This window comes from Sphingobacterium sp. UBA6320, from assembly GCF_002440335.1.
GTDB lineage: Bacteria > Bacteroidota > Bacteroidia > Sphingobacteriales > Sphingobacteriaceae > Sphingobacterium.
On sequence record NZ_DJTA01000022.1, the window covers coordinates 54,348 to 81,143 of the forward strand.

Annotated in this window: 22 protein-coding genes; 12 read left to right on the plus strand and 10 right to left on the minus strand. The window is 37.6% G+C overall.

The features are described from left to right. Positions 1–163: 163 nt before the first annotated feature. Both B3P23_RS14040 and B3P23_RS14045 read right to left on the minus strand, forming a co-directional pair. The gene (locus B3P23_RS14040; protein ID WP_293927177.1) at positions 164–796 is read right to left on the minus strand and encodes an NAD(P)H-dependent oxidoreductase; all 633 of its coding nucleotides are present in this window, start codon (positions 794–796) and stop codon (positions 164–166) included. A gap of 139 nt (positions 797–935) precedes the next feature. Next, positions 936–1,358: a MarR family winged helix-turn-helix transcriptional regulator gene (locus B3P23_RS14045; RefSeq protein ID WP_248753093.1), complete on the minus strand. Its 423-nt coding sequence runs from the start codon at positions 1,356–1,358 to the stop codon at positions 936–938. Positions 1,359–1,848: 490 nt separating this feature from the next. Here B3P23_RS14045 and aspA point away from each other — a divergent pair, with 490 nt between their 5' ends. Then, positions 1,849–3,261, plus strand: a complete 1,413-nt coding sequence (gene aspA / locus B3P23_RS14050) for an aspartate ammonia-lyase (RefSeq protein ID WP_293927181.1) — start codon at positions 1,849–1,851, stop codon at positions 3,259–3,261. Between the two features lie 208 nt (positions 3,262–3,469). Here the strand turns inward: aspA and B3P23_RS14055 are convergent, their stop codons facing one another. Next, positions 3,470–4,276, minus strand: coding sequence for a helix-turn-helix domain-containing protein (locus B3P23_RS14055; RefSeq protein ID WP_293927184.1), 807 nt, complete (start codon positions 4,274–4,276; stop codon positions 3,470–3,472). A 195-nt stretch (positions 4,277–4,471) separates the two neighbouring features. On the opposite strand from B3P23_RS14055, the gene B3P23_RS14060 reads away from it, so the two are divergent. Both B3P23_RS14060 and B3P23_RS14065 read left to right on the plus strand, forming a co-directional pair. Next, positions 4,472–5,902: an exonuclease domain-containing protein gene (locus tag B3P23_RS14060; RefSeq protein ID WP_293927187.1), complete on the plus strand. Its 1,431-nt coding sequence runs from the start codon at positions 4,472–4,474 to the stop codon at positions 5,900–5,902. A gap of 36 nt (positions 5,903–5,938) precedes the next feature. After that, a complete protein-coding gene (locus B3P23_RS14065; protein WP_248753098.1) occupies positions 5,939–6,361 on the plus strand; it encodes a DUF3995 domain-containing protein in 423 nt (140 codons plus the stop codon). Here B3P23_RS14065 and B3P23_RS14070 read toward each other — a convergent pair whose 3' ends face one another. The 3 genes from B3P23_RS14070 to yiaA all read right to left on the minus strand — a co-directional run bounded on the left by B3P23_RS14070 (position 6,362) and on the right by yiaA (position 9,496). After that, positions 6,362–8,161 (minus strand): mechanosensitive ion channel family protein, encoded by a 1,800-nt coding sequence (locus tag B3P23_RS14070; protein ID WP_293927192.1) that lies wholly within the window; start codon positions 8,159–8,161, stop codon positions 6,362–6,364. A gap of 261 nt (positions 8,162–8,422) precedes the next feature. Next, positions 8,423–8,854, minus strand: coding sequence for a hypothetical protein (locus tag B3P23_RS14075; protein WP_293927195.1), 432 nt, complete (start codon positions 8,852–8,854; stop codon positions 8,423–8,425). Positions 8,855–9,028: 174 nt separating this feature from the next. Beyond that, positions 9,029–9,496 carry an inner membrane protein YiaA gene (gene yiaA / locus B3P23_RS14080; protein ID WP_045754864.1) on the minus strand — a complete coding sequence of 156 codons (468 nt, stop codon included), beginning with the start codon at positions 9,494–9,496 and terminating at the stop codon, positions 9,029–9,031. A 131-nt stretch (positions 9,497–9,627) separates the two neighbouring features. Here yiaA and B3P23_RS14085 point away from each other — a divergent pair, with 131 nt between their 5' ends. Together B3P23_RS14085 and B3P23_RS14090 are read left to right on the plus strand one after the other, a co-directional pair. After that, entirely contained in the window at positions 9,628–11,112 is a 1,485-nt protein-coding gene (locus tag B3P23_RS14085) for a hypothetical protein (RefSeq protein ID WP_293927199.1), read from the plus strand. A 119-nt stretch (positions 11,113–11,231) separates the two neighbouring features. Next, complete coding sequence (locus tag B3P23_RS14090) at positions 11,232–11,984, plus strand: DUF72 domain-containing protein (RefSeq protein ID WP_293927201.1); 753 nt, start codon at positions 11,232–11,234, stop codon at positions 11,982–11,984. A 190-nt stretch (positions 11,985–12,174) separates the two neighbouring features. Here B3P23_RS14090 and B3P23_RS14095 read toward each other — a convergent pair whose 3' ends face one another. Next, positions 12,175–13,509 carry a GH1 family beta-glucosidase gene (locus B3P23_RS14095; RefSeq protein WP_293927204.1) on the minus strand — a complete coding sequence of 445 codons (1,335 nt, stop codon included), beginning with the start codon at positions 13,507–13,509 and terminating at the stop codon, positions 12,175–12,177. A 409-nt stretch (positions 13,510–13,918) separates the two neighbouring features. Next, complete coding sequence (locus tag B3P23_RS14100; RefSeq protein WP_045754860.1) at positions 13,919–14,707, minus strand: helix-turn-helix domain-containing protein; 789 nt, start codon at positions 14,705–14,707, stop codon at positions 13,919–13,921. A 57-nt stretch (positions 14,708–14,764) separates the two neighbouring features. On the opposite strand from B3P23_RS14100, the gene B3P23_RS14105 reads away from it, so the two are divergent. Further along, positions 14,765–15,943 carry a 2-isopropylmalate synthase gene (locus B3P23_RS14105; protein ID WP_293927207.1) on the plus strand — a complete coding sequence of 393 codons (1,179 nt, stop codon included), beginning with the start codon at positions 14,765–14,767 and terminating at the stop codon, positions 15,941–15,943. A 144-nt stretch (positions 15,944–16,087) separates the two neighbouring features. On the opposite strand, the gene B3P23_RS14110 is transcribed toward B3P23_RS14105, so the two are convergent. Next, the gene (locus tag B3P23_RS14110) at positions 16,088–18,373 is read right to left on the minus strand and encodes a TonB-dependent receptor (RefSeq protein WP_293927210.1); all 2,286 of its coding nucleotides are present in this window, start codon (positions 18,371–18,373) and stop codon (positions 16,088–16,090) included. A 109-nt stretch (positions 18,374–18,482) separates the two neighbouring features. On the opposite strand from B3P23_RS14110, the gene B3P23_RS14115 reads away from it, so the two are divergent. Next, positions 18,483–19,145: a metal-dependent transcriptional regulator gene (locus B3P23_RS14115; protein WP_108158843.1), complete on the plus strand. Its 663-nt coding sequence runs from the start codon at positions 18,483–18,485 to the stop codon at positions 19,143–19,145. 56 nt (positions 19,146–19,201) lie between these two features. Here B3P23_RS14115 and B3P23_RS14120 read toward each other — a convergent pair whose 3' ends face one another. Beyond that, on the minus strand, positions 19,202–20,857 hold the full coding sequence (locus B3P23_RS14120) for a DUF3472 domain-containing protein (protein ID WP_293927215.1): 1,656 nt from the start codon (positions 20,855–20,857) through the stop codon (positions 19,202–19,204). Positions 20,858–21,342: 485 nt separating this feature from the next. On the opposite strand from B3P23_RS14120, the gene B3P23_RS14125 reads away from it, so the two are divergent. From B3P23_RS14125 to B3P23_RS14145, 5 genes are all read left to right on the plus strand, one after another. After that, entirely contained in the window at positions 21,343–21,495 is a 153-nt protein-coding gene (locus B3P23_RS14125) for a lmo0937 family membrane protein (protein WP_248753110.1), read from the plus strand. A 191-nt stretch (positions 21,496–21,686) separates the two neighbouring features. After that, the gene (locus B3P23_RS14130; protein WP_293927219.1) at positions 21,687–22,691 is read left to right on the plus strand and encodes a metallophosphoesterase family protein; all 1,005 of its coding nucleotides are present in this window, start codon (positions 21,687–21,689) and stop codon (positions 22,689–22,691) included. Between the two features lie 401 nt (positions 22,692–23,092). Then, positions 23,093–23,320 carry a hypothetical protein gene (locus tag B3P23_RS14135; RefSeq protein ID WP_260948767.1) on the plus strand — a complete coding sequence of 76 codons (228 nt, stop codon included), beginning with the start codon at positions 23,093–23,095 and terminating at the stop codon, positions 23,318–23,320. 544 nt (positions 23,321–23,864) lie between these two features. Beyond that, a complete protein-coding gene (locus B3P23_RS14140; RefSeq protein WP_293927224.1) occupies positions 23,865–24,788 on the plus strand; it encodes a hypothetical protein in 924 nt (307 codons plus the stop codon). Between the two features lie 2 nt (positions 24,789–24,790). Beyond that, entirely contained in the window at positions 24,791–26,782 is a 1,992-nt protein-coding gene (locus B3P23_RS14145) for a TonB-dependent receptor plug domain-containing protein (RefSeq protein ID WP_293927227.1), read from the plus strand. Positions 26,783–26,796 lie beyond the last annotated feature (14 nt).

The window sequence follows — 26,796 nt, forward strand, 5'->3', positions numbered from 1 at the left end:
AATCAAGTCATCATTGAACAACAAGGGTCTAGCGTAACGAACTGCTCTTAATAAATGTTTTACTTTATCGGAGCAATTGAAACGTTAGACCCTTTAAGTTATCGGGTTGCAGTAGTCGATTAACGGTAAAAGACTGTCATTCGTTTAACTGCAACGTGAGATATTATTTATTAATTGCAAATTCTTCTAATGGATTTCTTACTTTTTTCATGGGTGCTAACCAATCTTTTTCTTCGTCTCGGTATCCAACATACATCAATGATACACTTTTTAAACCTAGACTAGCTAAGTCAAGTACTTTATCGATCACTTGGTTGTCAAAACCTTCTGCTGGAGTGCTGTCTACTCGCAATTCAGCAGCTTGTGCCAAGGCAAGACCCAGTCCAATATAAGACTGCTTTGAAGTGTGTATAAAATGTTCTTCTGCAGTTTGTGAAGCATATAGCTTTTTGATCATGTCGGTATAGCTATTGAAACGTCCAGCTGGTAGATCCCGCTCTTCGGTAGTACGGTTGTAAATGCTATCGATACGCTCATCTGTATATTGATCCCAAGCGGCGAATACCAGTAGGTGTGAACAGTCGCGCATACATTCTGGATTTAATGCTCCAGCCATTAATTGCTCACGTATTTCTTGGCTTTCGACAACTATTATTCGAAAAGGCTGAAGTCCCGATGATGTTGGTGCTAAACGGGCTGCTTCTACAATTTTTTCGATATCCTCTTTACTTACTTTTTTGGTCGGGTCATATGCTTTTGCAGCATGACGCCACTGTAGATCTGCTATTAATGTCATTGTTTTTAATTTTAAAAGGTGTTAACCCTAATCTGAAATGCGACTCCAATTGTTTTTGATCTGTGGAAAAGATGTTTTTTCCGTAGATGTTGATGGGCATGGAGTCACAATCAACGATTCAGGCTTTTACTACTTGTTGTTATTTTAATTTTAATATTTTGTCCGCTATGCTGCGTATAGAGTCAATTTCTTCTTGTGTTATTTCCAGTTCTTGAATTAATTTCTCTGGGATGCATTTTGCTTTTTTCTTTAACTCAATCCCTATAGTTGTTAAGGAAATTTCAACGACTCGCTCATCTACCGTACTGCGTTGTCTCAGGACAATCTCCTTTTGCTCCAGACGCTTTAGTAAGGGAGTCAGTGTACCACTATCCAACAATAATTTGTGTCCGATCTGGTTGACTGTCTGCTTATCATTTTCCCACAGCACCATCAATACAAGGTATTGTGGATAGGTGAGTCCGATCTCATCAAGATGAGGGCGGTAACGCTGTATGATTTCACGACTCAATGCATAGAGCGGAAAACAGAGCTGGTTGTCCAACTTTAAAAGATCTTTCATATCATTTTTGTTTGCGCTACAAATGTAACAAGTTATCTGCAATTATATTGTGTGCAATATAAAAAAAATATTTATTTGAAGTATTTGTTGACAATGCTGTGGCATTTTTCTTTGCCAGATGCATATCAGAGTATTGTTAGAATGGATGGATAATCTAAGAGTGATTTTTTACTCTGATTAAGGGAAATGAATACGCGTAATAGACCTTAGCTGCTCAACTGAAAAGTTTGTTTTTGTGGTTGACATCGGGCTACTTTTGATTAATCTGGTTTGCATCAGGTATATGCTTTATAATTTTGATTTTCATAAAACATTTTGTGTTACACAAGGGTTTTACAACAGGGAGCAGTGCTCGATCGAAGTACTGCTCCCTGTAAGACTCTATGGATTAGATATCTGAAACAGAAATGGTAGCTAAATACACAACTAAGAGGGAAACAGCTCTATTCCTGATCCGTGAATCTGCGATTTAATATAAAAAATACAATATATGATGACATCATCTCGAATTGAACATGATTTTTTAGGAGAAAAGGAAATTAGCAACGATTGCTATTATGGTGTACAGACATTGCGCGCCAAGGAGAATTTCGATATTACCGGAATCCCAATCGGTAGTGAACCTCTTTTTATCCAGGCATTTGGTTATGTAAAGAAGGCGGCGGCTTTGGCAAACCGGGATCTGGGAATTTTGGATCCCAAAAAAGCGGAAGCGATCGCTTACGGTTGTGACCGTTTGATCGCAGGTGAATTTACGGATCAGTTTATCAGTGATCTGATACAGGGGGGAGCAGGTACTTCTACCAATATGAATGCCAATGAAGTGATTGCTAATCTAGGACTGGAATACTTGGGGCATAAAAAGGGAGAATATATTTACTTGCATCCCAACAACGATGTCAATTTATCACAGAGTACCAATGATGCTTATCCTACTGCTTTTCGAATTGCGGTATACTTAAAAATTGCCTCCTTTTCTGTTGCTTTGGAAGAATTGCAAGCGGCTTTTTTTGATAAAGGAAGAGAATTTGATGGCATTTTAAAAATGGGACGTACGCAATTGCAGGATGCAGTTCCAATGACTCTTGGTCAAGAATTTAATGCTTTTGCAACGACTTTAGGTGAAGATGTTTTGCGCATGCGGGAAGCTTCACTGCTGATCACGGAAGTGAATATGGGAGCTACGGCCATCGGTACGGGTGTAAATGCTCCTGAAGGTTATGCGCAACTTTGTGTCAAGTATCTGGCAGAGATCAGTGAGGTACCGGTGACCCTTGCTGCCGATTTAATAGAGGCGACCTATGACACGGGAGCACTGGTGCAATTGAGTGGCACCCTGAAGCGAAATGCCATAAAATTGAGTAAAATATGCAATGACCTCCGTTTGCTGAGTAGCGGACCGCGATGTGGTCTCAATGAAATCAACTTACCTGCTATGCAGCCAGGTTCTTCCATCATGCCTGGAAAGGTTAATCCTGTGATCCCCGAAGTGATGAATCAGACTTGCTATTATGTGATAGGTGCTGATCTTACCGTGACGATGGCAGCAGAGGCTGGGCAATTGCAACTAAATGTGATGGAACCTGTAATAGGGATGGCGCTGTTTACGTCTTTACAGTATTTGACTAAGGCTTGCCGTACATTGAAGGATAAATGTGTCGTCGGAATCACGGCGAATGTGGAGCATAGTAAAAATCTGGTGATGCAAAGTATAGGAATTGTCACGCAATTAAATCCGATCTTAGGTTACGAAGAATGTTCTTTGATCGCGAAAGAGGCCTTGAAAACAGGAAAGTCCATCTATGAAATCGTGGTGATCGAACGGAAGTTAATTACGCAGGCGAAATGGGAAGAAATCTATTCTATTGAAAATTTAATTCACCCTAAATTTATATCACATTGATCCTGCTGTTTGTGATGTTGCACAGTATAACGATGCAAGGTATCACAGAAGCAGTTGAATTGGTATGGTCTAAAAAAACGTAATGCCGAAAGTGGAATTTAGATGGATATGCCCGATAAAATATTGGGCATATCCATCTAAATTAAAAATGAACGTTGTTTAACTTTTCGGGTGAAGTCAGATTTTGTATCTGAACCCGTATTTTTCTTTAATTCTTATTGGTGATGAGATCTTTAATTTCTTCTAAACTTTGCAGCACGGATTCTATGACTGTTGGTGTTTCTGGCAAGGATGTAGTGTGATAGCTATGGAATTCCCATACTTCTAATACCTGTTCAAAGGGGATGGAAAAGATTTCGTAAATCTGATTTAATGATCGACACTGTAAAAAGCCGCCTTCTAGTATGCTGATGGATTTGAAGACAATATCTTGCCCCTTGAGGACGACGACGGCCAATGTTTCGGGCTTAACCTGATCCCAGTTTTCGATAAACTTACCCGTGACATCCATTTTTTGTGGAAAAGGCAACATGGAATCCCCATGGATGGGAAAGGTGCGATAGGTGCGATGTTTAGGAAGATTTGGAATCTGATATTTTGGAAGTTCAGCTAGATAGAGCGGGTCTGCATATCCTCCTGTGATATATCCTGCCTTTCCTTGTAAGGGTACGTAATCTGCATTTTCATGATCCGTCTTGTCGACAGTGATGGCAAGTACTCGTAAATTTCCACCTTTAATATAGATATCATTTCCGGCCTGTAGATCGCGAATTTTCAATTCTCCAAGTTTACTGATATCGACCGTCAATAAGGTGTCTAAGCTGATCTTAAAATAATTGGATATGGACAATAGGAAATGCGGTTCCATCGCCTTGGTTTTTCCAATTTCGATCAGCGCAAGTTTGGTGCGCGTTACATTGATGGCATCTGCAAGTACCGTCTGACTCACTTTTTTACGCTCACGAAGGAACTTGAGGTTATTAGTGAAAAATATTTTTGGTTCTTTATGTTTCATTTGTTATTATTAGAAACATATGATTGTTTCTAATGGAAACAAATATAGTGTAAAATATTGAGAAATATTGGATTGGGTTTAGCGTTATAAGGTAGAGAGATGCGTTGAAGGAGATCTCTTTCTTATAGTGAAATAATAGGGGATTCATACCGTGTCAACTCATTTAATTGGATGAAGGTGAATAAATTTAAAAATATGGAATACGCCATTGTCGATATCGAAACTACGGGCGGACATGCGCGAAGTAGCCGAATGACAGAAATTGCTATTTTGATACACGATGGTCATCATGTTGTCGAGCGTTGGGAATCATTGATCAATCCTGAGCAGGATATTCCACTGGCGATTTTTGCATTGACGGGTATTGATAATGATCTGGTCGCAAATGCTCCGGTATTTGGTGATATTGCCCAGCACGTATTTGATCTGCTTGAGGGGCGCATATTTGTTGCTCATAATGTCAATTTTGATTACTCCTTTATTCGTCATCAATTGGAAGAGGAGGGTTTTAAATGGGGGGCTAGAAAATTGTGTACTGTCAGGCTGAGCCGAAAAATCAAACCTGGTTTTCCATCCTACAGTTTAGGCAAGCTGTGTGATGATTTAGGCATTCCAATTTCCAATCGTCACCGTGCTGGTGGTGATGCTGAAGCAACTGCTTTATTATTTGCATCTCTTCTAGAATCAGACCATGAAGGAGTGCTGGAGGAGATGCTGAAAAAAACTTCAACGGACCAACGTTTTCCTCCTAATCTTGCTATCGAGGATTTTGAAGCGCTTCCAGCAGAGCCCGGGGTTTATTATTTTTTGAATCAGCAGGGTAAGGTCATTTATGTAGGAAAGGCAGTTCATCTTAAAAAACGCGTCGCTTCTCATTTTACAGGACATAGTATCCATAAGCAAAGACAACATTTCTTAAAGGAAATTTACCATATCACTTTTGAAGTCTGTGCGACCGAATTGATGGCCTTATTGCTCGAATGTACTGAAATAAAAAGGCTATGGCCGGCGTATAATCGTGCTTTAAAGCGTTTTGAACCAAAATTTGGTTTGTTCAGATATGAAGCACAAAATGGATATCACTACCTTGCTGTCGGGAAATTGAAAAAGCATTGTCCATGTTTGCAAACCTTTAATGTGGAATATGAAGGAATTCATGTCTTACGCCAGTTGATGATCAACTTTGAATTGGACCCGCGCATGTGTATGTTTGCGGCATCTGATACGCCGTACGCCAATAGAATTAAAGAGACTGATGTCTCTCTTCCTAATATCGAAGCGCATAATGCGCAAGTTGATTTGGCGGTCGATCATCTTTTGGGTCAGCAGCAGACTTTTGTAATCGTGGACAAAGGTAGAACGTTGGATGAAAAGAGTTACGTCTGGGTGGAACAGGGTAATTTTTACGCCATGGGTTATCTCGATCACGATGCACAGCTAGCCTCAATGGAAGATATCCGCTCGAGTTTAAAGCGTTATTATGGTAATCATTATATGATGCAGCTGATCAATTCATATGTCAGTAAATACCCCAGAAAGGTGACATATCTGAATGATTGTCACAAAGCTGTCGTTTTACCCGAAGTGACCGATGATTGCGATGGAGAATCTTTGATCTTGTTTTAAGTATACCTATTATTGAATTAAAATAAAAATGAACGGATGGATTACATATTATCAATAGCGAATAGTGTTATTTTCTTATTTCTGGCATTGATGCATTTATATTGGGTCTGTAATGGCCAAGTGGGTATCGCAGCAACAATTCCAACCAAGTTGAATGGGAAGCGCGTCTTTACTCCCAGTCGTTTTGGTACTTTTGTCGTGGCCGCAGGATTGTTTATGTTTGCGGTCACCAACTTGATTTTTGGAGGAATGATTGAATCGCCTATAGGGCTTTCTTATATAAATTATGCCATGTGGGGTATTGCTGGTATCTTTCTGATCCGTTTTATTGGTGATTTTAAATATGTCGGTATTACCAAAAGGTTCCGACAATCTGTTTTCGCTCAGAAAGATACTTTTTTCTATAGTCCGTTATGTTTTTTACTGGCCGTATCTCATGCTATTTTGCTTATGGATTAGCTAGATCTGATCAATTCCACCTTTAAATTGTGGTACAAAGTCTACTTTACTGTAAATATGAGGGGCGTTCATTTCAATACCAGCAGCTAGGAAGTCGTTCAGGATCAACTGAAATATTTCAGATTTGGCGAGCTCAATTTCCCCAGATTGGGTGATGTAGACATTCAATTCATATAATACATAAAAATCATCTAATTTCTTTTGTAATACAAAAGGAGCTGGGGTTGTATTGACTCGAGCGACGCGGGGTGGTATACTCAGTAATAGCTCATGGATCCGCTCCCAGGGTTCTTCATATCCCACAGATAATTCGACTTGAAAGCAAATACCTTGATCTGAAAAAGTGGAATAGTTAACCGTGTTGCCCGATAATATAGATGAATTAGGGATTGTAATTTCTTCGTTTTTAATGGTTCGAAGCCGTGTTACTAGTGGAGACTTTTCAATGACGACTCCTGTTTTATCGGCTATGGTGATTCGATCTCCTATGCGGAAGGGTCTCATGTAAGTGATAACAAGACCGGCAATAATGTTGGATATCGCAGATGAAGATCCTAACGAAAACAATACCCCGATAAATACCGATATACCTTTGAAAATATCGGAGTTTGATCCTGGTAGATAGGGAAATATGAGAACGAGTGTGAAAGCCTGTAATAGAAAGCGGACAATGGTAAAAGTGGGCATGGCAAATTCTCGGTGAAAACCATTGATCTCTAATTTTCCTTTATCGATTTCAGTGAAAATATACTTCACAAAACGTACCGCATAGCGCATGACAAATAGGATCACAAATACCGTAATCAGATTGGGAATGTAAGCCCAGATCGCTAAGATTGCTTTTTTTAAGGGTTTGGTGAAAAGGCCTATTAAACTGTTTGCCCAGCTTTGTGTAAACGGAAATACACTGAATATAATAGGTAGCATGATAAAAGCCATCACAACGATCAATATCCAGCGCAACATGTCGATGCTGCTGATGAGTATGCGTGTTTTCTGAACGGAACTGATCAGGACATAGTTTTTAATTTTTACATCCTTGATCCGTTGGGTACGCTCGGTCATGATCCGTTGAATGCTGTAATTTTTAATTCTGTTGATCAACAGAATTAAAAGATAAAATACAAATAAAATGAGGATAATAAGTCCGATACGGATCATTACTTTGGTGATGCTGTTTTCTTCTTTTTCTTGGGAAATGGCTTGTTGAATGCTTTTTAAATATTGGTTGGCTACTTCTTCTTTGCTTTTCCCTTCCAATAGGGCATCGAGTTCTGTAATTGAAGTAATGATCAAATCTTTGTATACAATATCGGAGCTGATTTCATTGTTTTCTATCTTAAAGGAATCAACACGAACAAAGTCATCTTCGTACAGATTATGAATACGATTGACCACGTTGGCAGCACGGTCTTTTGCTAAAGATGAACCTAGTTTATTGTAAACGTAAAAAAGGGTATCCTGAAAAGGAGCAACGGCATAGCCTTTGGTATTTTTCTTAATGGAATCGACTTTAAGCTTTGCCTGTTGGTTGCGGATGAGATTTTCTTCATCCAAATTATTCAATTGCTGTTTGAGATTTTCTTTTTTAGTGCTGTTTTGAGTCTTTAGATTGGTAATCTCATTTTGAAGCTTCACGCGCTCTAAGGAATCGTTGATCTGCTGTTGTCTAATACCGTTTAATAGGGAGCTCAATCCGAGTTCTTTTGCATCTACGGAGTCTATCTCTTGCGCCGACAGTGGGTTAAGGGCGGTAAAACAGAGTAAAGAAAAAAGGAAACATATGTAAAGTCTTTTCATGTGTACGGGCTTTTTGATGATACTTCCATCTGGATGGTTGTCGATCGGGCTGTTTTAGAAAAATCAAACATAGATAAATTTGCTTGTAAACGCAATCAAATAACCTGATAAAATTTTGAAAGGTATCGCCTTTTCTGAGTTTTTTGGGTTGCACTGATTCCGTTTAGGGAATATTGGCTACTAATAAGATAAGTGATTGAGTTTGGTTCTTGTTATAGCTGGAGAAACAAGTTCAGAAAAGGCGAATAAGATGATATGTCTTTACTTTTTTAATTTCGATAACACAAGATCAAGATGAAGAATGATTAGTATAATGGCCGATAAGATGATGATCGGTATGGCCGAAGTATACAGCGTACAATAGATTTCGCCTTTTAAATCATAAGTACTCCAAGAAGATTCGCGATCCACAAAAATCGTGTAATCCCAGAAAAACCATCCAGCCATTAATAATATCCATTTTGCTGCGACCTTAACGCTATTTTTCTTGATGAGATCCAGCAGTACAAATAGAACAGTCAAAATCAGAGTGGAAAATAAAGAAATGAAAAAAGCATCATGAAAGAAGCTACAGTCCAAACATCCGCTTGATGTGTTATCTGTCAGTACACCCATGGACCAATATATCTGGATGAAGGTGCAGATCCAGATCAGGATGGCAGTTCGTGCTGTGTTTGTCAGTAAGTTGATCATCAGTCCTTATTTAGCAGTCTTTATCAGTTGATGTATTCCTTTTTTTTAACATCTCATGTTGTGTCCGATTTTTTGAACAGGCTAAAATAATGAATAATTAATGAATATCTACTGAGTTGATGACATAAACCCGCAGGATTGCTGAGCAATACTCTGCGGGTGGCAACCGCTAAGTTACAGTTCGTTTTCCTCAAACATCTTGGCGTCGCGGGTATTTTTTTGAACAGCAATAGCTGAAAACATACTTAAGCAAAATGACATGGCATAAAATCCTTTTTCACTAAGCAATAAATCTGCATTCCATAGACCTACAGTGAGTAGGATCATAGCAGCTATGGTAGCAAACCAACTTAATCCATAATAAAGGTCGGTCACGACAATACCTTCAGATCGATCTCTCACACTTTTTTGCACCGAGATCACGGCAAATAATCCAAAGAGTAGGATGGTGAAGTAATATCCTTTTTCGTTGAGTTCCATCGTGGCATTCCATAAACCTATACAGAATCCCACTGTCCCTGTAAGTAAGGCAAACCAAGATGCACCGATAAAAGCACCTGTGGGTTTAAATGGGTTTTTTACTTTTTCATCATGTTTTGTAAGTGGAGCATGCTCCTCAGTTTTGTTTTTTAGCGGTTCCATATTTGTAGTTTTTAGTGTTTTACTGATAGCAAATGTCTGATGTAAGTGAGTATTGCACAAATGAATTATTGTTAAATACTGACGATATAAGTTGTCAATGATGCGTATATTTATTATCAAATTAAAATTGTATGGATACACTTTCTGCATTGGTAAATTTGTTATTAGATGATGATAAAAAGGCTTTTAGGTTATTTTTACAAAAAAGAAATAAGCGAGATGATGTCCGGAATATTATCTTATTTGATTTGATAAATACTGATGATATAAATGGTTTAGATAAGCTGTATAAAAAAGCTAAAAATAGAGATTCTTATCATGCTTTACGTAAGAGACTGCAGGATAACCTGCTATTGTTTCTTTCACAGAAAATATTTGAAAGGAACAGTAGTCAATCTGCAGAAGTGATGCGTCTGATCGTCGTAAGCCGTTACTTATTGGAAAACAATTTGGATAAAACGGCTTTCAAGTCTTTGGCAAAGGCAGAACAGCTAGCCGTAAAATTAGAGGAATATAACCTATTGAACGATGTTTTGCTGCTGAAGATACAATATGCACATAGTGCAGCTGCTGAAAACCTTGAACTGTTGACCGCCCGTTTAGTGACTAATCAGCAGCATATGCAACGTGAGACAAAATTAAATCTCGCTTATGCCTTCTTACGGCAAGAACTGCGGGATGTGAATCTGAATGGTAAAGTTGTTAATCTGACAACACTGATGATGACGACTATTCGTAAATATCAAATCGCTGTCAGTGATCTCATGACTTATAAGTCAATCTATCAGATTCTTTTTATTGCAAATGAGTATGCCGCTATTTATCATGATTATCGTTTTATAGAACGCTATATCAAGCGTATTCATCATTTTTTGAAGAAGCAAACGAAAACTAATGAGCAGCAGTTGTTTTATCATCTTTATGTACTCTATTTTTTAGCCAATTTTCATTTCCGTAATAAAGATTTTGCTCAGAGTGATAAATATATTGCAGAAATGCAACTCTGCATGGATGGCAAAAGCGTTTATAGCGTTCAATTTTATGCAAGGCAACAATTAATGTCAGCACTCAATCTTTATTTTACAGGAAATGATGGGAAAGCTATTTTGCTGTTGCAGCACATGTTGACAGGTGCAACCCAAAAGTATAAGCAGGAGGATGTGGAAGATCTGAGGATCTGTCTGACCATGTTCTTGTCTTTGCGGCAGGATAAAAATTGTCTGCGGCAGCTGGCCATGTTTCAACATACAGATCAATGGTACGAAAAGAAAATGGGTATGCTCTGGACGATCCGAAAGAATCTAATGGAAATCTTGATCCATGCACAGTTTGAACATCTGGATCTTGCTATGTCGAGATTGAATAGTTTTAAGCGTAGGTATAGTGCATATCTTGCAAGCACCCATGAAGAAAGGGTTTTGAAGTTTGTGAGTTTCGTTGAAAAATATTTGATTAAGCCTGATGTTGTATTTCATCCAGCATTTCAACAGGATGTTCATCAGCTCTTAAAAGCTAATCAGGATATTTTCCACCTTTGTTTTCTCTCTTGGCTGATGGCGACTTGGAAGAAGAAGTCTGCCTATCAAATTGTATTGGAACATCTTGCAGTTCATTAATGCTTTCTTAAACTATCTTTCATGATTTTGAAATACCAGTTTTAATTGAGGTTGTGCTGTTTTTATATGGATCTGTTTAGCTTGTGACAACTTATTGTGATATTGCTTGTTTTATAGTTATGGATGCATGGTATTATTCTGGAACAAGCGGTATTCTATTACCGTATAAAAACAAAAACTTTTATCCCGAGAGTTTTCAGGGTAAAAGCAGGCTTACGGTTTGTAGTCACCTTTTCAATTCTTTGGAGGTAAATAGTTCTTTTTATAAAATACCACGTCAAGAAACTGTACAGCGGTGGTCGGAAGAAGTGACTGCCGATTTTCGCTTTACCTTTAAATTATGGCGTGGCATTACGCATGCTAAAGGATTGAGTTTTGATCCTCAGGATGTGCATCAATTTATGGATGTCATTGCTGCGGTTGGAGACAAGAAGGGATGCCTGCTCGTCCAATTGCCGCCATCAATTTCATTGAGTTACAACACTCAGGTAAATCATTTGTTGGAGACGATCATAAAAAATGATCAAAGTAATGGTTGGAGGGTGTGTGTTGAATTTAGACATGAGTCGTGGTATCGGGAGGAAACATACCAACTGTTGGAGGACTATGGAATTGCTTCTGTGATACATGATAAACATGGTCGTGGTATACACCTACAGGATACCGTAACTCCATTTGTCTATGTGCGTTTTCATGGACCTGATGGGAATTATAAAGGTTCTTACGAAGATGCATTTTTGCAAGAATACAGTTATTACATTAAAGATTGGCTTGACGCTAAAAAAGAAGTATATGTCTATTTCAATAATACCATTGGAGCTGCTATTGATAACTTAAATACTTTGTCTGCATATGTTGCGGAAAGTGATTGATTGCTTGTTGCGTCACTTTTTATGAACAGATGAAGTGCTGAAATGCGAGTAGCGCAGATGCTAATTTTTTGCGGAGTAAAGAGGAGCAAAACTTATAGCTCTTAATCAGGCTTTCATGCCATAGGTTTTCGAATTGACCTAAAAACATCTCTTAAAAAGCAATCAATTGTAAGAGATGTTTTTAGTTTATCTATTTTAAGAAATCAGCATACCAATGTCCTGATGATTTAATAATGCGTTGCTGCGTTTCAAAGTCAACATAAACCAAACCAAATCGTGGTTCATAACCCTCTGCCCATTCGAAGTTATCAAGAAAAGTCCATGCAAAATAACCGTTTACTTGAACACCTTCTTGTTTCGCTCGATATACTTGTTCAATAATCGCTTGTAAATACTGTACTCTTTTGGGATCATCTACCCTGTTATTTTCTACTTGATCAGGAAAAGCAGCGCCATTTTCTGTGATAATCAAAGGCGGCATATTTTCGTAGGCATGGAATTTTTTAAGGATGTGATACATGGACTCTGGATAGACTTCCCATTTCATGGCTGTCATGGAGACTTTACGATCCTTGGCACTTACAATTTTTGCTTGTAGGTAGGGGACAAATAAGGAATGGCGGATAATCTCTCGAGTATAGTTTTGTACACCAATGAAATCCATATCAAATTTTAGATCTTGCTCATCGTTTTGTTTGATGTACTTCTCGATTCTTTTTAGAATTTTGATTTCACTAGTCGGATAGCCCTTGCCCAGTAACGGTTCTATAAAGAGTCTATTCAATAGTACGTCTGCTCGTTGTGCAGCACGGATATCTTTTTCCCGCGCCGAGAAAGGTTCTACATGCGAACATGAGAAGGTCGTGCCTACAAAACTGTCTTTTTGTAACGATTTAATGATTCTGGCACCATGTGCCTGTGCTAAAGTGGCATGATGTGCAGCGGCTAAGAAATAATCAATTCCTTTCTTTCCAGGGGCATGTACTCCAAAGAAATATCCTGCTGCGGTAAATACGGCAGGTTCATTGAGCACCATCCAGTTTTTTACCCGATCACCAAATGATCTGACACAGACTGCTACGTAATTGCCAAACCATTCTTTAACATCGCGGTTGAGCCAGCCCCCTTTTTTTTCAAGGGCATGGGGTAGGTCCCAATGGTATAAGGTCACCCAGGGCGTAATACCTAACTCCAAAGACAGGTCGATAAGCCGATTGTAAAAATCGATTCCTAATGGATTGATTGTTACGGTACCTTCTGGAACTATGCGGCTCCATGAAATGGAAAATCTATAGTTTCGAATATTTAAACTGTACATCAAATACAGATCTTGGGTATATTGATTGTAAAAATCGCAAGCTATATCTCCGCTATGGTTTTTGAATATTTTATTTCTTTTCTGAACAAAAACGTCCCATATGGAAAGTCCTTTTCCATCTAGATTATGTGCTCCTTCGATTTGGTAAGCTGCGGTTGAGACACCCCAGATAAAATCTTCACCAAAGGATTTTTTAGTTAAAGGCATTTACTCGTATAAATTTTCAGGTGCAGTAAAAAATGTTCTATTATATCTTCTAGTTTTTATGGAATCTAAGAGGTGAATAGAATGAACTAAACTGTACAAGAAAGAGACGAAATATCATCCTTTGAAATAAATGAGTGATCGTTTTCATAATTCAAATGTTTTAAACCACAGGCTATGTAAATTTACTTGTCTAAATATACATCGTCAGTGTGAACTGTAGGTTAATAACCTATTAATTTTCAAAACATGATGATGGTGGCTTTCTTGTCCTCTATATTAGATCTTATTTTGATTTTAGATCATGCCATAAAGCTTAAAGATACCTTTTTATTTTCCTATTTGCTATGTGTTTGATTTTTTTGATCTTTTGAATAATTTTTATTTCCTAAATGGGCATTAAACTCTGGGCTTAGAGCAGTCCTTGTCTATATCTTTGAGGGCTGATTCCTATTAATTCTTTGAATAGGTTTGAAAAAGTGGGAATACTGTCGTAACCGATTTTGTAAACAATTTCACTAATATGCAATGATTGGTCTTCTAATAATTCTAATGCGAGCTGCATACGGCTTAATTTTATAAACTGAAAAATGGTTATATCTGTTTCTTTCTTGAATTGTCTTGACAAGGTCCGCTCGGGAATATTTACGTGTTGCGATAAGGATGCTATTGTAATCTGTTCACTAATGGATTGGGTAATATATTCAACAACTTTTAAGAGTGATTCGGACTTTGGTGGTTGTGCATGAAGTTTTAGAGGGCTGATTAATATATGTGCTAACATTTTTTTTAAAGACGCTAGCCCAACTTCTTTCAGTTCTTTATCGGACCAATGTTGTACGCCAAATGCTAAAAGATGATCAAGTAAGTTTGATGGAGAGAAAATAGCGATATTTCCCCAATGAGCAGTAGGATACTTTTCCTTATTCAAATCAAGAAAGATCGTCTTGAGTTTTAAATTGGGCGATCTTGATATTAATTTATGTTTGACATGTGCGTCAACATAAGCATAGTGTCGGGCAGGAATACAAAAACTTCCCTTTTCTGAGTAAAGATATACAGCACTCATTTCAGGGGAGATCAGCTGTGCTTTTTCGTGATGATGTATTTCGGTATTAAATTGACCAAAATACCGGATCTCAATATCTCCATCTTCAATAACTTTTGTACAATCTAGTGTTGATATGTAAGCTTTTGGCATAATTAGATAAGTATTGCTTTATTTTCAAATATAACAAAATAAAAACGCTCATTATTTTTGATAAAACAAAAGATCATGAATAAGAAAAAAATAGATATTTTAGATACCACTCTCCGTGATGGTGAGCAGGGGCCTGGGTGCTTGCTGACTCTTCAATCAAAACTAGAAATAGCCGAACAGCTTGAATTTCTCGGTGTTGATATTATAGAAGCGGGTTTCCCTGTGAGTTCTCCTGCAGATTTTAAGGCGGTACAGGAAGTTTCAAAATTAATTAAAAATGCTAAAGTGTGCGCATTGGCCAGAGCCCGTGAGCTAGATATTGACACTGCGGTTAATGCGCTCAAAAATGCGGTGTGTCCTAGAGTACAACTTGGAATCGGGACTTCGGATATTCATATTAAAAATAAATTTAATAGTACCAGAGATGATATTTTAGCTGTAGCATTTAAAATGGTGCGGTATGCCTCTAATAAAATTGAGGAGGTGCAATTTTTTGCTGAAGATGCGGGTAGAGCCGATAATTTATTCTTAGCAAAAATGGTTGAAAATGTGATTGAGGCAGGTGCAACTATTGTTAATCTACCTGATACCAATGGTTTTTGTACTCCTTTTGAATATTATGAAAAGATCAAATTTGTTATAGAAAATGTCCCGAATATGGACAAAGCTAAAATTTCGGTACACTGTCATAACGATCTAGGCATGGCAACCGCAAATACAATTGCGGGGTTGCTGGCTGGTGCAAGTCAGGCGGAAGGAACGATAAATGGTGTCGGGGAGCGGGCTGGTAATGCGGCATTGGAAGAAATTGTGATGACTCTTATTATTAAAGATTTACCCATATTTACTACTGTTGATCCTCGTTATATAAGCAAGTTGAGTAAAATGGTTGAAATAGCCATGTCCAATCCTGTGCAAGCGAATAAGGCTATCGTGGGACGGAATGCTTTTGCCCATTCGTCTGGAATACACCAAGACGGTGTTCTGAAGGATAGGAGCAATTATGAAATTATTGATCCTGCGATGATCGGTTTCGAGTTACCGGATCTTATACTGACTGCCCGCAGTGGTCGTGCAGCTTTACGACATCGGATGGAAATACTTGATATTCAATTTCAGGAAAATGAATTTGAACAGTACTATGCCTATTTTTTGCAAGTAGCAGATACCAAATCTATCGTGGCGGATAGCGATCTTATTGACTTATGCAAATCGCGCTCAAGAAAGGTCTTCTAAGTATCATCAAGCAATTATAGGGCTTTTGTAATTGAATCGTGTTTTTAATCCTATTTTCATCGCGCCGATATATGGAGGAGAAAGAAAGTTTCCATCTTTCCCCTCTATAATCGCTCTCTTTAGGTATTAGGGGGGATCTAAAATTTACATCAGTCCAAATTTTAATCCTAAGAAAAATGTTCTTGGCCTACTCGGACCATAAATATAATTGCTGTCTCTATTTTTGCCCGTATCAAAATCGCGTTGATATTGATTGAACATATTTTGAATACCAATATGGAATTGTAAATCTTGCTTGATTTGTTTTAGTGTACATGTATAAGATAGCTTAATATTGTTTTCAAGGAATGTAGGGGAGGTGTAGAGAACATCCTTATCGATACCTGGAGCACCTGCAAAATGAGGAACTTGCATGGGACCGGTCAAGACACCGGACAATACAGCATTGAATGGATTTTGAGGCCAAAAACTAAGGGTATAATAACCATAAAGATCAGGAGAGCGCAGATATTGTTTCGTGCTAGGAAGATCCGAAGACCAGGATACAGCTTGATCATAGGTGGATTTTTGTAAGGTCAAACCGGTCTCCAGTTGTATTTTTTGATCATAATTTAATCTACCTTCCACTGTTACCCCTCGTACGGATGAGTTTCCTCCGTTTTTTCGTAAGAGTTGCTGATTGTTATTTTGATCAATACCGATTTCTTCCAAAACGAATGTGTTGTACAAGCGGGTGAAAAATCCATCTACTGTAAACCCATAAATCATGTGTTCACTGGCTCTGTTAAAGTCCAAAGAACTATTCAAACTATTGGACGTTTCTGCTATCAAATTTGCATCGGTGCGAATGACGGAAACGCCACCTCCGGCAAAAGCCATATGCATATCGGTTTCTAACGCTTGTGGGGCTTTAAATCCTCTTGCATATGATGTTCTCCATTGGGTTTCATAGCCAATTTTATATAACGCGCTGAGTCTCGGTGTGAGAACCATGTTGTCCATACGGTTGGATTTGTTTAAGCGAAGTCCGGATAGTAATGTTAATTTACGGTTTACTTCCCAGTCACTCTGTAAAAAAGCTGCAAGTAAATTGACCTGTTGGTCAATCAGGTAATCGTATGCTTTAATTTCATCAAACGTGTATTCGTATTGATTTTCTACTCCAGCAGTAAAGGTGTTTTTTCCATTTAGGAATTCCGAACTGATATAATTGTATTGAACTCCGTTTTGTACCGAATAATTTTTTGTATGTCCCCATGCATCGATTTGGTCTATACCTGTGTAATGTGTTCTTTTTGTATTTTGGGCAGAACTATAGATACTGAATGAACTTGATTTGTCTTTTGCCTGACGTTCGTAATTGAAGCCTGCTACCAGAATATGATGTAAGCGGTATTCAGATTGATCGGCTTTGTCGGCTTGAAGATCTAATTTATTTCCGCCTTTTCTTTCTTCATTGATACTCCATCCATTGATCTCCAGTTTATCTTGCGGAGATAACTTAAAAAATGAATTGAAACCGAAAGAGTTGTTTAGTAAGATGGGCATTTCAGAAAATCCATCGCCATTTGCATCATAGGAGTCAAGATTGCGATGAGATGCGAAAAGAGAAACTCCAGCATTCTGCTCATCATTAATTGCTGTTAGATTGGCATTAAAAAAATGATCCCAGGTTTTGTTCCCGATTAATGAGCTGTTATTGGAAAGTGTGAACGAGCTTTTTCGCGGTTCCTTTGTTAAGATATTGACCGTTCCAGCAATGGATGAGGAACCATATAAAACCGAACCACCACCTTTTACAATTTCGACGCGGTCAATCATATTGGCAGGTATCTGTTCCAGTCCATACAGACTCATCAATGAACTGAATACGGGGCGGTTATTAATTAGGATCTGGGAATAGGAGCCCCCAAGCCCATTCATCCTTAACTGAGAATAGTTACACGTCTGACAGTCTGTTTCCATACGCAATCCCGGTTGAAAACATAGACCATCTGCTAAGGTGTTGGATTGCGTGATATCGAAAGTCCTACTGTCTAGAATATGGACTGCTATAGGACTTTCGGATTTTCGGCGCGCTGTTCGGGTGCCGGTAACGACAACGCTATTTAATCGGTTTGAGCTAGCGTTAAGTTCTAGATTTTTTACTTGAACTACCCTCTCTACTATGGTTACAGATAAGAGCCTGGTTTCAAAACCAATAAAACTGACCTTTAATTGATAGGATCCTGCTGGAATAGGAGGTAATTCATAATTTCCAATGCTATCCGCTTTTGTAGCCATACCTAATCGTGGAATGCTTATAGTAGCCCACTCAATGGGGGCTCCTTCGGGATCGGTTATCTTACCTTTTAATTGCCCTGTCTGTGCAGAAAGGGTCAAACTCGATAAGATGAGGGTACCCATTATTAGAAAATGATTGATCTTCATTATGTAAATGTTATTTGTTAGTGTTACAAATCTATAAAGTTTGCATAAACTAACAAATTATTTATAACAATATTGTTAGATTGTACTAATAATTTGTATTTTTGTTATCATGATATCACAGACGGAAGAAAATTATCTGAAAGCATTATTTGCTTTGACGAGTACAAAAGGTGAAGCTAGTGTAAATGAATTAAGTAAAATGCTGGACATTAAAATGCCTACCGTAAATGGTATGATGAAACGTCTTAGTGAAAAAGATTTTGTTATTTATGAAAGTTATAAACCTTTGAAACTAACGGAAAAGGGAAGAAAAGAAGCATCATTAATTATTCGGAAACATCGTCTGACAGAAATGTATCTGGTGGAAAAAATGGGATTTGGTTGGGAGGAAGTACATGACATTGCTGAACAAATTGAACATATACAGTCTCCGGCTTTTTTTGCTAAAATGGATGAAATCTTAGGTTTTCCTGAGGTGGATCCACATGGTTCGCCTATACCTGATGAAAATGGTAAAGTGATCGTTAAAGATTTTGATAGGTTGAGTGATTGTGAAAGTGGCGATGTTGTAAAATTTATGGCAGTGAAACCGTCTTCGGAAGAATTGCTTAAATTTTTAAATAGCCGCGAATTGGTACTGGGAGCTGTGATTACTATACAATCTGTTGAATTGTTTGATAAAAGCATGTCGGTCAATTATGCGCATAGAGAGATGGAGGTCTTGAGCAATATGGTTTGTGAAAAATTACTTGTGGAGCATGTTGCTAAATAAATGATTTAATTTCCAGCAGCCCTTGATTGATTTGAATAGCTGCTGGAAATGTTTATTTATTGTTTCTCTAAGACCCACCTTTGATTGTTGCTGCCAAGATTATTATTGATACTGTATAATACGACTTGCGTATTGTCGCTTATACTGCTTCCAGGGTTGTCTATGATCAATCCTTTGCTCAGTATACTTCTTATAAAGACTGTATTGCTGATATCTAAAAAGTTAAAGGTCCATTGTTGATTTTGATTTGTTGAGCTACTGTACTGAATCAATCCGGTATTGAGATCATCTGTACTGGCCGGCATATCGACGGATTTGGAACTTCCAACATTAACTAATGCATATCCGGAACTGCCACTGACAATTTTCCATTTTTGAAAATCGCTTGTATGAGCACTGTATTGTACAATTTGAGCAGAATTGGCTGTACTATTATCCCGAACTGTGAGATACTTACCGCTACTGACATTTTTAATCTTATACGTATCATTAGTATTGAAAACTGTTATAGGAACTAATTTTGCCGGAGCTTGTTGATTAAAAATATCTGTCAATGTGATCCTAATGGTATAATTTCCATTTGCTAAAGTACTGGAAAGGGTATCTATTCTTTTCTCTGGTTGTATTTTTTCTTGTGTCTGTAAAACGGAACCTGAAGCATTTAATAGTTCAAGTTTATAGCGTAGTTGTGGAGATTTGTTCTCGTTGATTCCCCAAGAAACAATAACTTTAGTATTATGATAGCGGGCGGTACTATAGCTATTTTCGATAGTTGTCAATACGGGAGCAGTTCCTTGTCCTGCCTGTTCTGGTAAGTTTAATACACGACCAGTACCAAAAGCGGGATCTGGAGTCGTGGAACCTCCATGCTCCATAAAATACGCGTCCTCGGCACTATTGTAACCGACATTAAATGCTCGATCAAATTGCCCATTTCGTGCAGCATCATTATCATTGGCCGAGAAATAACGACTACTCGATTTTTCCCAAACATTATTCACACTGAGGTTCCAATTATCTTTCAACAATGCTTTTCTATGGAATCTGCCATCATAGCTCGGATTGTCGCCTACCCAGTTTTCTAAAAATGTACCACTGCCCGAACCTAAATATCCTGCGCTAGCTTCTCTACCGATGGTGGAGGTGTGTAACCATTTTCCCGTTGAGAGGTCTTGAACGAAATTGGCAATGTATATTTTTCCGTTTTCTTTCCAAGAACGGATGACCATATTGTACCACGTATTGATGCTCCAATGATATGGATTTAATGTTTTTTGACCATCTCCTTCACCTCCGAAACGACTAGCAACTGTTTTGCTATCTAAATATGAATAGAAAGCGAGATTATTTGTTGCGGTATTTTTATCCCACAGCGAAGCAAGCATAATGTTGGATGTTCCATAACGCAGATCTGGTGTGTCTTGTAAACCCATATATCCACCATCATAATTGAGCACCGAGAAATATTCCGTTTTAGCTGTATTTGTAATCTTTATTTTGCCCATCTTCAATACCGCATCATTTGGAAAACTATAGACGAGATGCTGTGAGGGTGCAGCATTACTTCCTGTTAATATCAGATTGGGTAGATCTTTATCATTCTGTGAGATAGTCGCAGAGGGTTTTTCTAATCTTGATTTTACAATTTCTTTTGAGCAGGAAATCGTAGCGAGTGTTGCGAATAGTACGCCTGTGAGATGTGTTTTTTTCATAACTGGAATGGATTCATAAGGGTTTATTATTGATTTTGGTTAACATAATAGTATTAAGTTAGCCGTTTTGTTTGGATAATTTATGGGCTTATTAAATGAAATCGATTGCGTAATTTTTATTGTTCATGATATCTATTGTAAGGGGTAACTGATTGATAGCTAGATTTGAGCGTGATGTATGCTTCACATTGCTTATCTCTTAAAATCAAGCTGGTTGGAAATTACTTTCGATAGGGCATTTTTATCTTGCTTCTGGTGGATTAATTATTTTACGTTATCTGGATTGATCAAAAACATTAAAAGCTGCTGTGTCTGTACGCTGTTTTTTTCGATTTGTAAGAATTAATCAGCGTCTATTTTTATATTGGAGAGGATCATAAAGCTTTTTTTATAATTTTTTGTTTAGTACCACAAACCAATATCCCATTTCAATTGTTATATAAGCAGGTTACTAAATATTTAAACATCATAAACTACATTATACTATGGGAAATTTATTATACATCATCGCAGTAATTTTAGTCATTATCTGGGCGATCAGTTTTTTAGGAGGATTTTACAGTGGAGGTATTATTCACGTATTATTAGTAATTGCTATTATTGTCGTGTTACTACGTGTTATTCGAGGAAATGCATAAAATTTTAGCTTATTCATAACATTCAGAATATTTCAAGTTAGTAAGCTATAGAAAAAGAGACTTTTAAAGTCTCTTTTTTGTTTTGTATGACAGCATCTACATGCTGATCAGTAAGTTTTATATTTTGCTCTGCAAATGGTATTTTAAAATTATAGTGATACATTTGATATCTATATAACAATAGACTTTTTATGAAATTTTGCTCATCTGTTTGTTTTCTCCTTTCATTGTATGCTATTCATCCTGTATTTTCACAATCATCGATTCGGGATCTGAATCGAGAAAAGATCAATAAAAATCTTAAGATCTTGGTCTTATCGGATTTAAATGACGGCTATGGGTCGACCACTTATAGTCAAGAAGTATTGGATGTGGTAGACCGAATTGCTGAGCTGAAGCCCGATCTTATTTTATGTGGCGGAGATATGGTCGCTGGTCAGAAAAAAACTTTGACGCGAGTAGATCTAGAGGCCATGTGGGCAGGATTTGATCGGGTTGTTTTACAACCAATAAAGACAGCTGCTGTACCTTTTGGATTTACCATGGGCAATCATGATGCTTCTCCTGGTTACGCTTTAGATCGTGAAGTTTCAGCGTTATTTTGGAACAATCATAAGCGTGATGTGAATCTGACTTTTATAGACAGTAATCATTTTCCATATTATTATTCCTACTTGAAAAATAATGTACTGATCATCTCATGGGATGCCTCTTCTGCTCAGATACCAACTGAAGTAAAAAGTTGGATGAAAGAACAATTGAACTCTTCCTTGGCTAAAAAAACAAGATTTAAAATTGTACTCGGGCATCTTCCTTTATATGCTCTCGTTGAATCCAAGAACAAACCTGGTGAAGTATTGGAACAAGCTGATGAAACCTTATCTTTTTTAAAGGAAAATGGGGTTGATCTTTATTTGTCTGGACATCAACATGTGTATTATCCCGCACAGAAAGAAAGTGTCATATTATATCATAGTGGATGTTTAGGTGGGGGACCACGATCTTTATTAGGAGATGATCAAGTGCCTTATAAGGCATATGGTCTGATTGAAATACCGAAGAAGATCAATAAAAAACAGGATGTCAAAATCAGTGGTATAAAGGCGGTTGATCATCAGGAAATTGAACTTCACAAGTTACCTGTTCAGGTGTCGGGTTTTAATGGTACATTGAATCGGATAGATGTTGTTAAGTAGAGCAAGGAACATAAAAAGCTAGTCTTTTTTCTATTTGAGTTGTCATCATAGGTTGTTTTACAGCTGTGTTTGTAGAATTACTACAATATCGATTACTTCCTCTTTTTAGATCCCTCATCGGCTCGATGTACACCATAATAAAAATGTTTAGCTATTTTTTTAAATTAAGTGCTATTTTCCTGTTTTTTAAAGAAAATCATTCCGTATATTTGGCCATATTGAAAAAAAACTAAAAGGTTTTGAAACGTATCTGTACTTATATTCTTCTGATAACATTGACATTGCAGTCCTTCTATCGCAATGTCATGGTACTTGAATATGAGATACACTTACCCGATTATATTGCTCAATGTATCAACAAGGATCGCCCTCAGATTCATTGTAATGGGCAATGTGTATTTATGAAAAAAATAAGAGAAGAAGAGCAGAAGGAAGCAAAAAAGAATCTGGTAGTAAATGAGCGTAACGCTTTTTATATGCATAAGGAAAGTATCTTTTTTACTATGCATCCACCAGAAGAAAATCTTTTTGTTAAACATTTTTCTCCTTATTTGGCGGATTACAGATTTACATTTACCACGCCTATTTTTCGTCCTCCTATCCCGTTTTTGCTTACCAGCGAAGCTTAGTTATTAACGTCAGCTATTTTAATTTAGTGATCTGATTTTATCCCGATATTATCGAGACGGATACTGATATCCTATATCATGAATTTCTTGATGTATTGTTAAAGACAGATTTTTATCGGATCCTATTCATGTCGTTGTACCTGCGATAGATCAATATTGAAAATGATGCTCTGCATCATGAATTTTATTGATCATTTTGGAGAACAGACTTCAACATGTTGACTAGTGGTTGAAACAGGAATGGATTGAAGTATAGCATTTATTAAAGTACTATCAGATCATCAATTAATGATCTCGCATAAATTATTTCTGCAGGATACGCTCCATATCATAGTCGGTATGTAGCAGTGGAAGATTTATAGTGGGTAATTGTTATATTTTGATAACCTCTTTTCTACCTGCTGATGATTACGATGAATCAAAGTCATTCCCAACTCTGAGATCGAGGTGAAGATAGTCCCTATCTATAGATTTGACGTTGTACTACATATATGTAGAAGCTAAGCTGGATTTCCCATTTTTTTTCACAAAACAGTAGATAATAATGAAAATACTATTATTTATGGCCGCGCTATGCGTTGTGGTCATGTCATGTACAAAGGGTAAAACGGATTACGAAGCTGAAATCGATACTGTAGTAACGGAACATGTCGAGTTTAAAGAGGCTGCAGCTGTTACTACTAACGGTTATCATATTCGTATTGAAGCTTTGAATGGAACATTCTATAAGGGTTATAATGAAATCCGTTTAAAAATCACCAATAGTCAGACTGGCGAAATATCTAATACTTCTGAAGTTACATTTTTGCCTATTATGACTAATAACATAGGGGAACATCAATCTTGTCCTCATCGGTATCAATTGATGGAGAGATCTGATGAAAAATATTTTTTTGGATATGCTGTATTTACAGAGCAAAGTAGTTTAAATGGCAGCTGGAATCTATACCTCAGTTTTACAATAAATGGTCAAACTTTCCAGGTCACAAAAAGCATAAATGTACAGGAGCAAGCGAATAAAAATCTCAACATGACGGTTTTTACGGGGAAGGATAATGAACAATATATCATCGCTTTAATATCTCCTCAGAAGCCAAAAGTTTCTGAAAACGAACTGTTAGCTGGAATCTATAGATATCAAAAACCTATAGATAATCCATCGGGAGTATTTCCAGATCCGACACAGTTTTCCTACACTGAGGTTAATGGTTATATGTTACAGCTGGATCCGCGTATGCCAGAACCTTCTATGGGGAATCATTCGTCACCCAACAATAAAGATCTGACGCAACAGAACGACGGGTTGTATCATGGCGTAGTGAATTATACCATGACCGGAAACTGGACATTGAATTTTATTATGCAGAACCAAGATGGACAGATCATAAAAGGAACTGTTGTACCGGATGATTTTACACCTGGCATTGCAGGTGCTAAAAGCGACCTGCATATTGATATTTTATTTTAACCATGATGAAGAAATTAAGTGTTGGCTTAGTGCTTCTGGTATTTGGTATATATGCTAAAGCGCAAGATTCGCAGATAAAGCAAGATAGTACGCGTCGTATCGATGAAGTACATGTAAATAGGATGGTCAAAAAGAAAATAGAGACTGAAATGAAAATGTCCGTGTCGGTTGATGAATTTTTGGCATCCTCGGAAAATATAAGTTTTATCAAACGTGGTGCTTATGCTTGGGAGCCCTTGTTGAATAATATGAGTTCAGAACGGACGAATTTGACCATTGATGGTATGCATATCTTCGGAGCTTGTACCGATAAAATGGATCCGATCACCTCTTATGTGGAGAGTAACAACCTCTCTGCGATTGACATTACATCGGGGCAGGCTGGAAGTATGCATGGATCTACCGTGTCGGGAAGTATTGATCTGAAGCGAAAAAGTACCCCGTTTAGTCTGGATCCGACGTGGAGTGGTACCTACCAAACAGGATTCGAATGGAATAATAAACAGTTTTTCAATATGGGAAATTTGTCTTATTCAGATGACAAATTTGTAGCAGATGGAAGTATTTCTTTTAGAAAAGCGGGTAATTATGCTGATGGACATAACGATGAAGTCAAGCATTCGCAGTACAATAAATTTAATACATCTTTAGGTATGGCTTATAAAACAAGTCCATTGTCTGCATTAAGAGTGGATGCTATTTTTGATATGGCCAAGGATGTCGGTTTCCCAGCATTACCGATGGACCTATGGTTATCCCGAGCATTGATCACATCTGCTTCCTATAAGCAAATGTTTGAGGATGGGCCAGTCAAAGTGTGGGATTCAAAAATCTATCTTAATGCAGTAGAGCACTATATGGATGATACAACTCGGCCTGAAAATCTAGTGCATATGGATATGCCGGGATGGAGTACGACTTACGGACTTGTGAGTAAGATTAATCTAAAAAAAGATGATTACGCTTCCGAAATACAGTTGAATGCTTACGAGAATGTATCGATCGCTGAAATGAGAATGTATCCTCAAGATCGAAGCAACCGTACCATGTTTGCCTACAGTTGGCCATGGGTAACGACTCGATATGGAGGACTTTCGATGAATAATGCATGGGAAATCTCCGACAAGAGTCAAGTAAATGTTGGTGGAACATTGGGGTTGAACTACAATCATGCTAAGTACGTGGAATTTAATTGGATTTTCCATCCGGGTACACCACAAGAAAAAACAAGAGTCTTGCCAAGTCTTCATGCAAATTATCAGCTTAATTTTGACAGTTTTCATTTTTCTGCGGGAACGGGTTATGGACATAGGGCACCATCTGTTTCCGAAGGTTATGGTTATTATATCTACAATAGTTTCGATCGATACGATTATATCGGAAATCCGGATTTGAAAAATGAAATTTCATATGAAATGAATGCGAGTTTGGGCTTTAAGAAAGAAAAAGTCGGGATTGACGTTAAGGCAAACTACTTCTATATCCAAAACTATATCGTTGGTCGCATTTTAAGTATGGGTAGCCCAATGAATTACCAATCGGTAGGTGTCAAAGGTTATACCTCTTTGGATCATGCTACACTTTTCAATTTCTCTATTGGTGGTCATTACGACATCTTGCAAAATCTGCAATGGAAAGGTCTGCTGACTTATGCTCGCGGTCAAGATGACAGAGGTGGAAATTTACCCTTTATACGTCCCCTAAGTTATCAGACATCAGTCCATTTTACACATCATAAAATTGGGTTTCAAACCATTTTGAATGGTGATTTTACACAAAATAATTACAGTCCGGAGTATGGAGAAGATAAAACTTCCTCTTATAAGATTTGGAATGTTTCGGCAGACTATCGATTTAATATCAAGAATTGTAAAGCTGTTGTACAGGTAGGTGCCGAAAACTTATGGAATGAATACTACAGTACATACGCTGACTGGGGAAATATTCCTCGAATGGGGCGTAATATATTTACATCCTTAAAAGTGGGTTTTTAGAAAAACCCATAGTG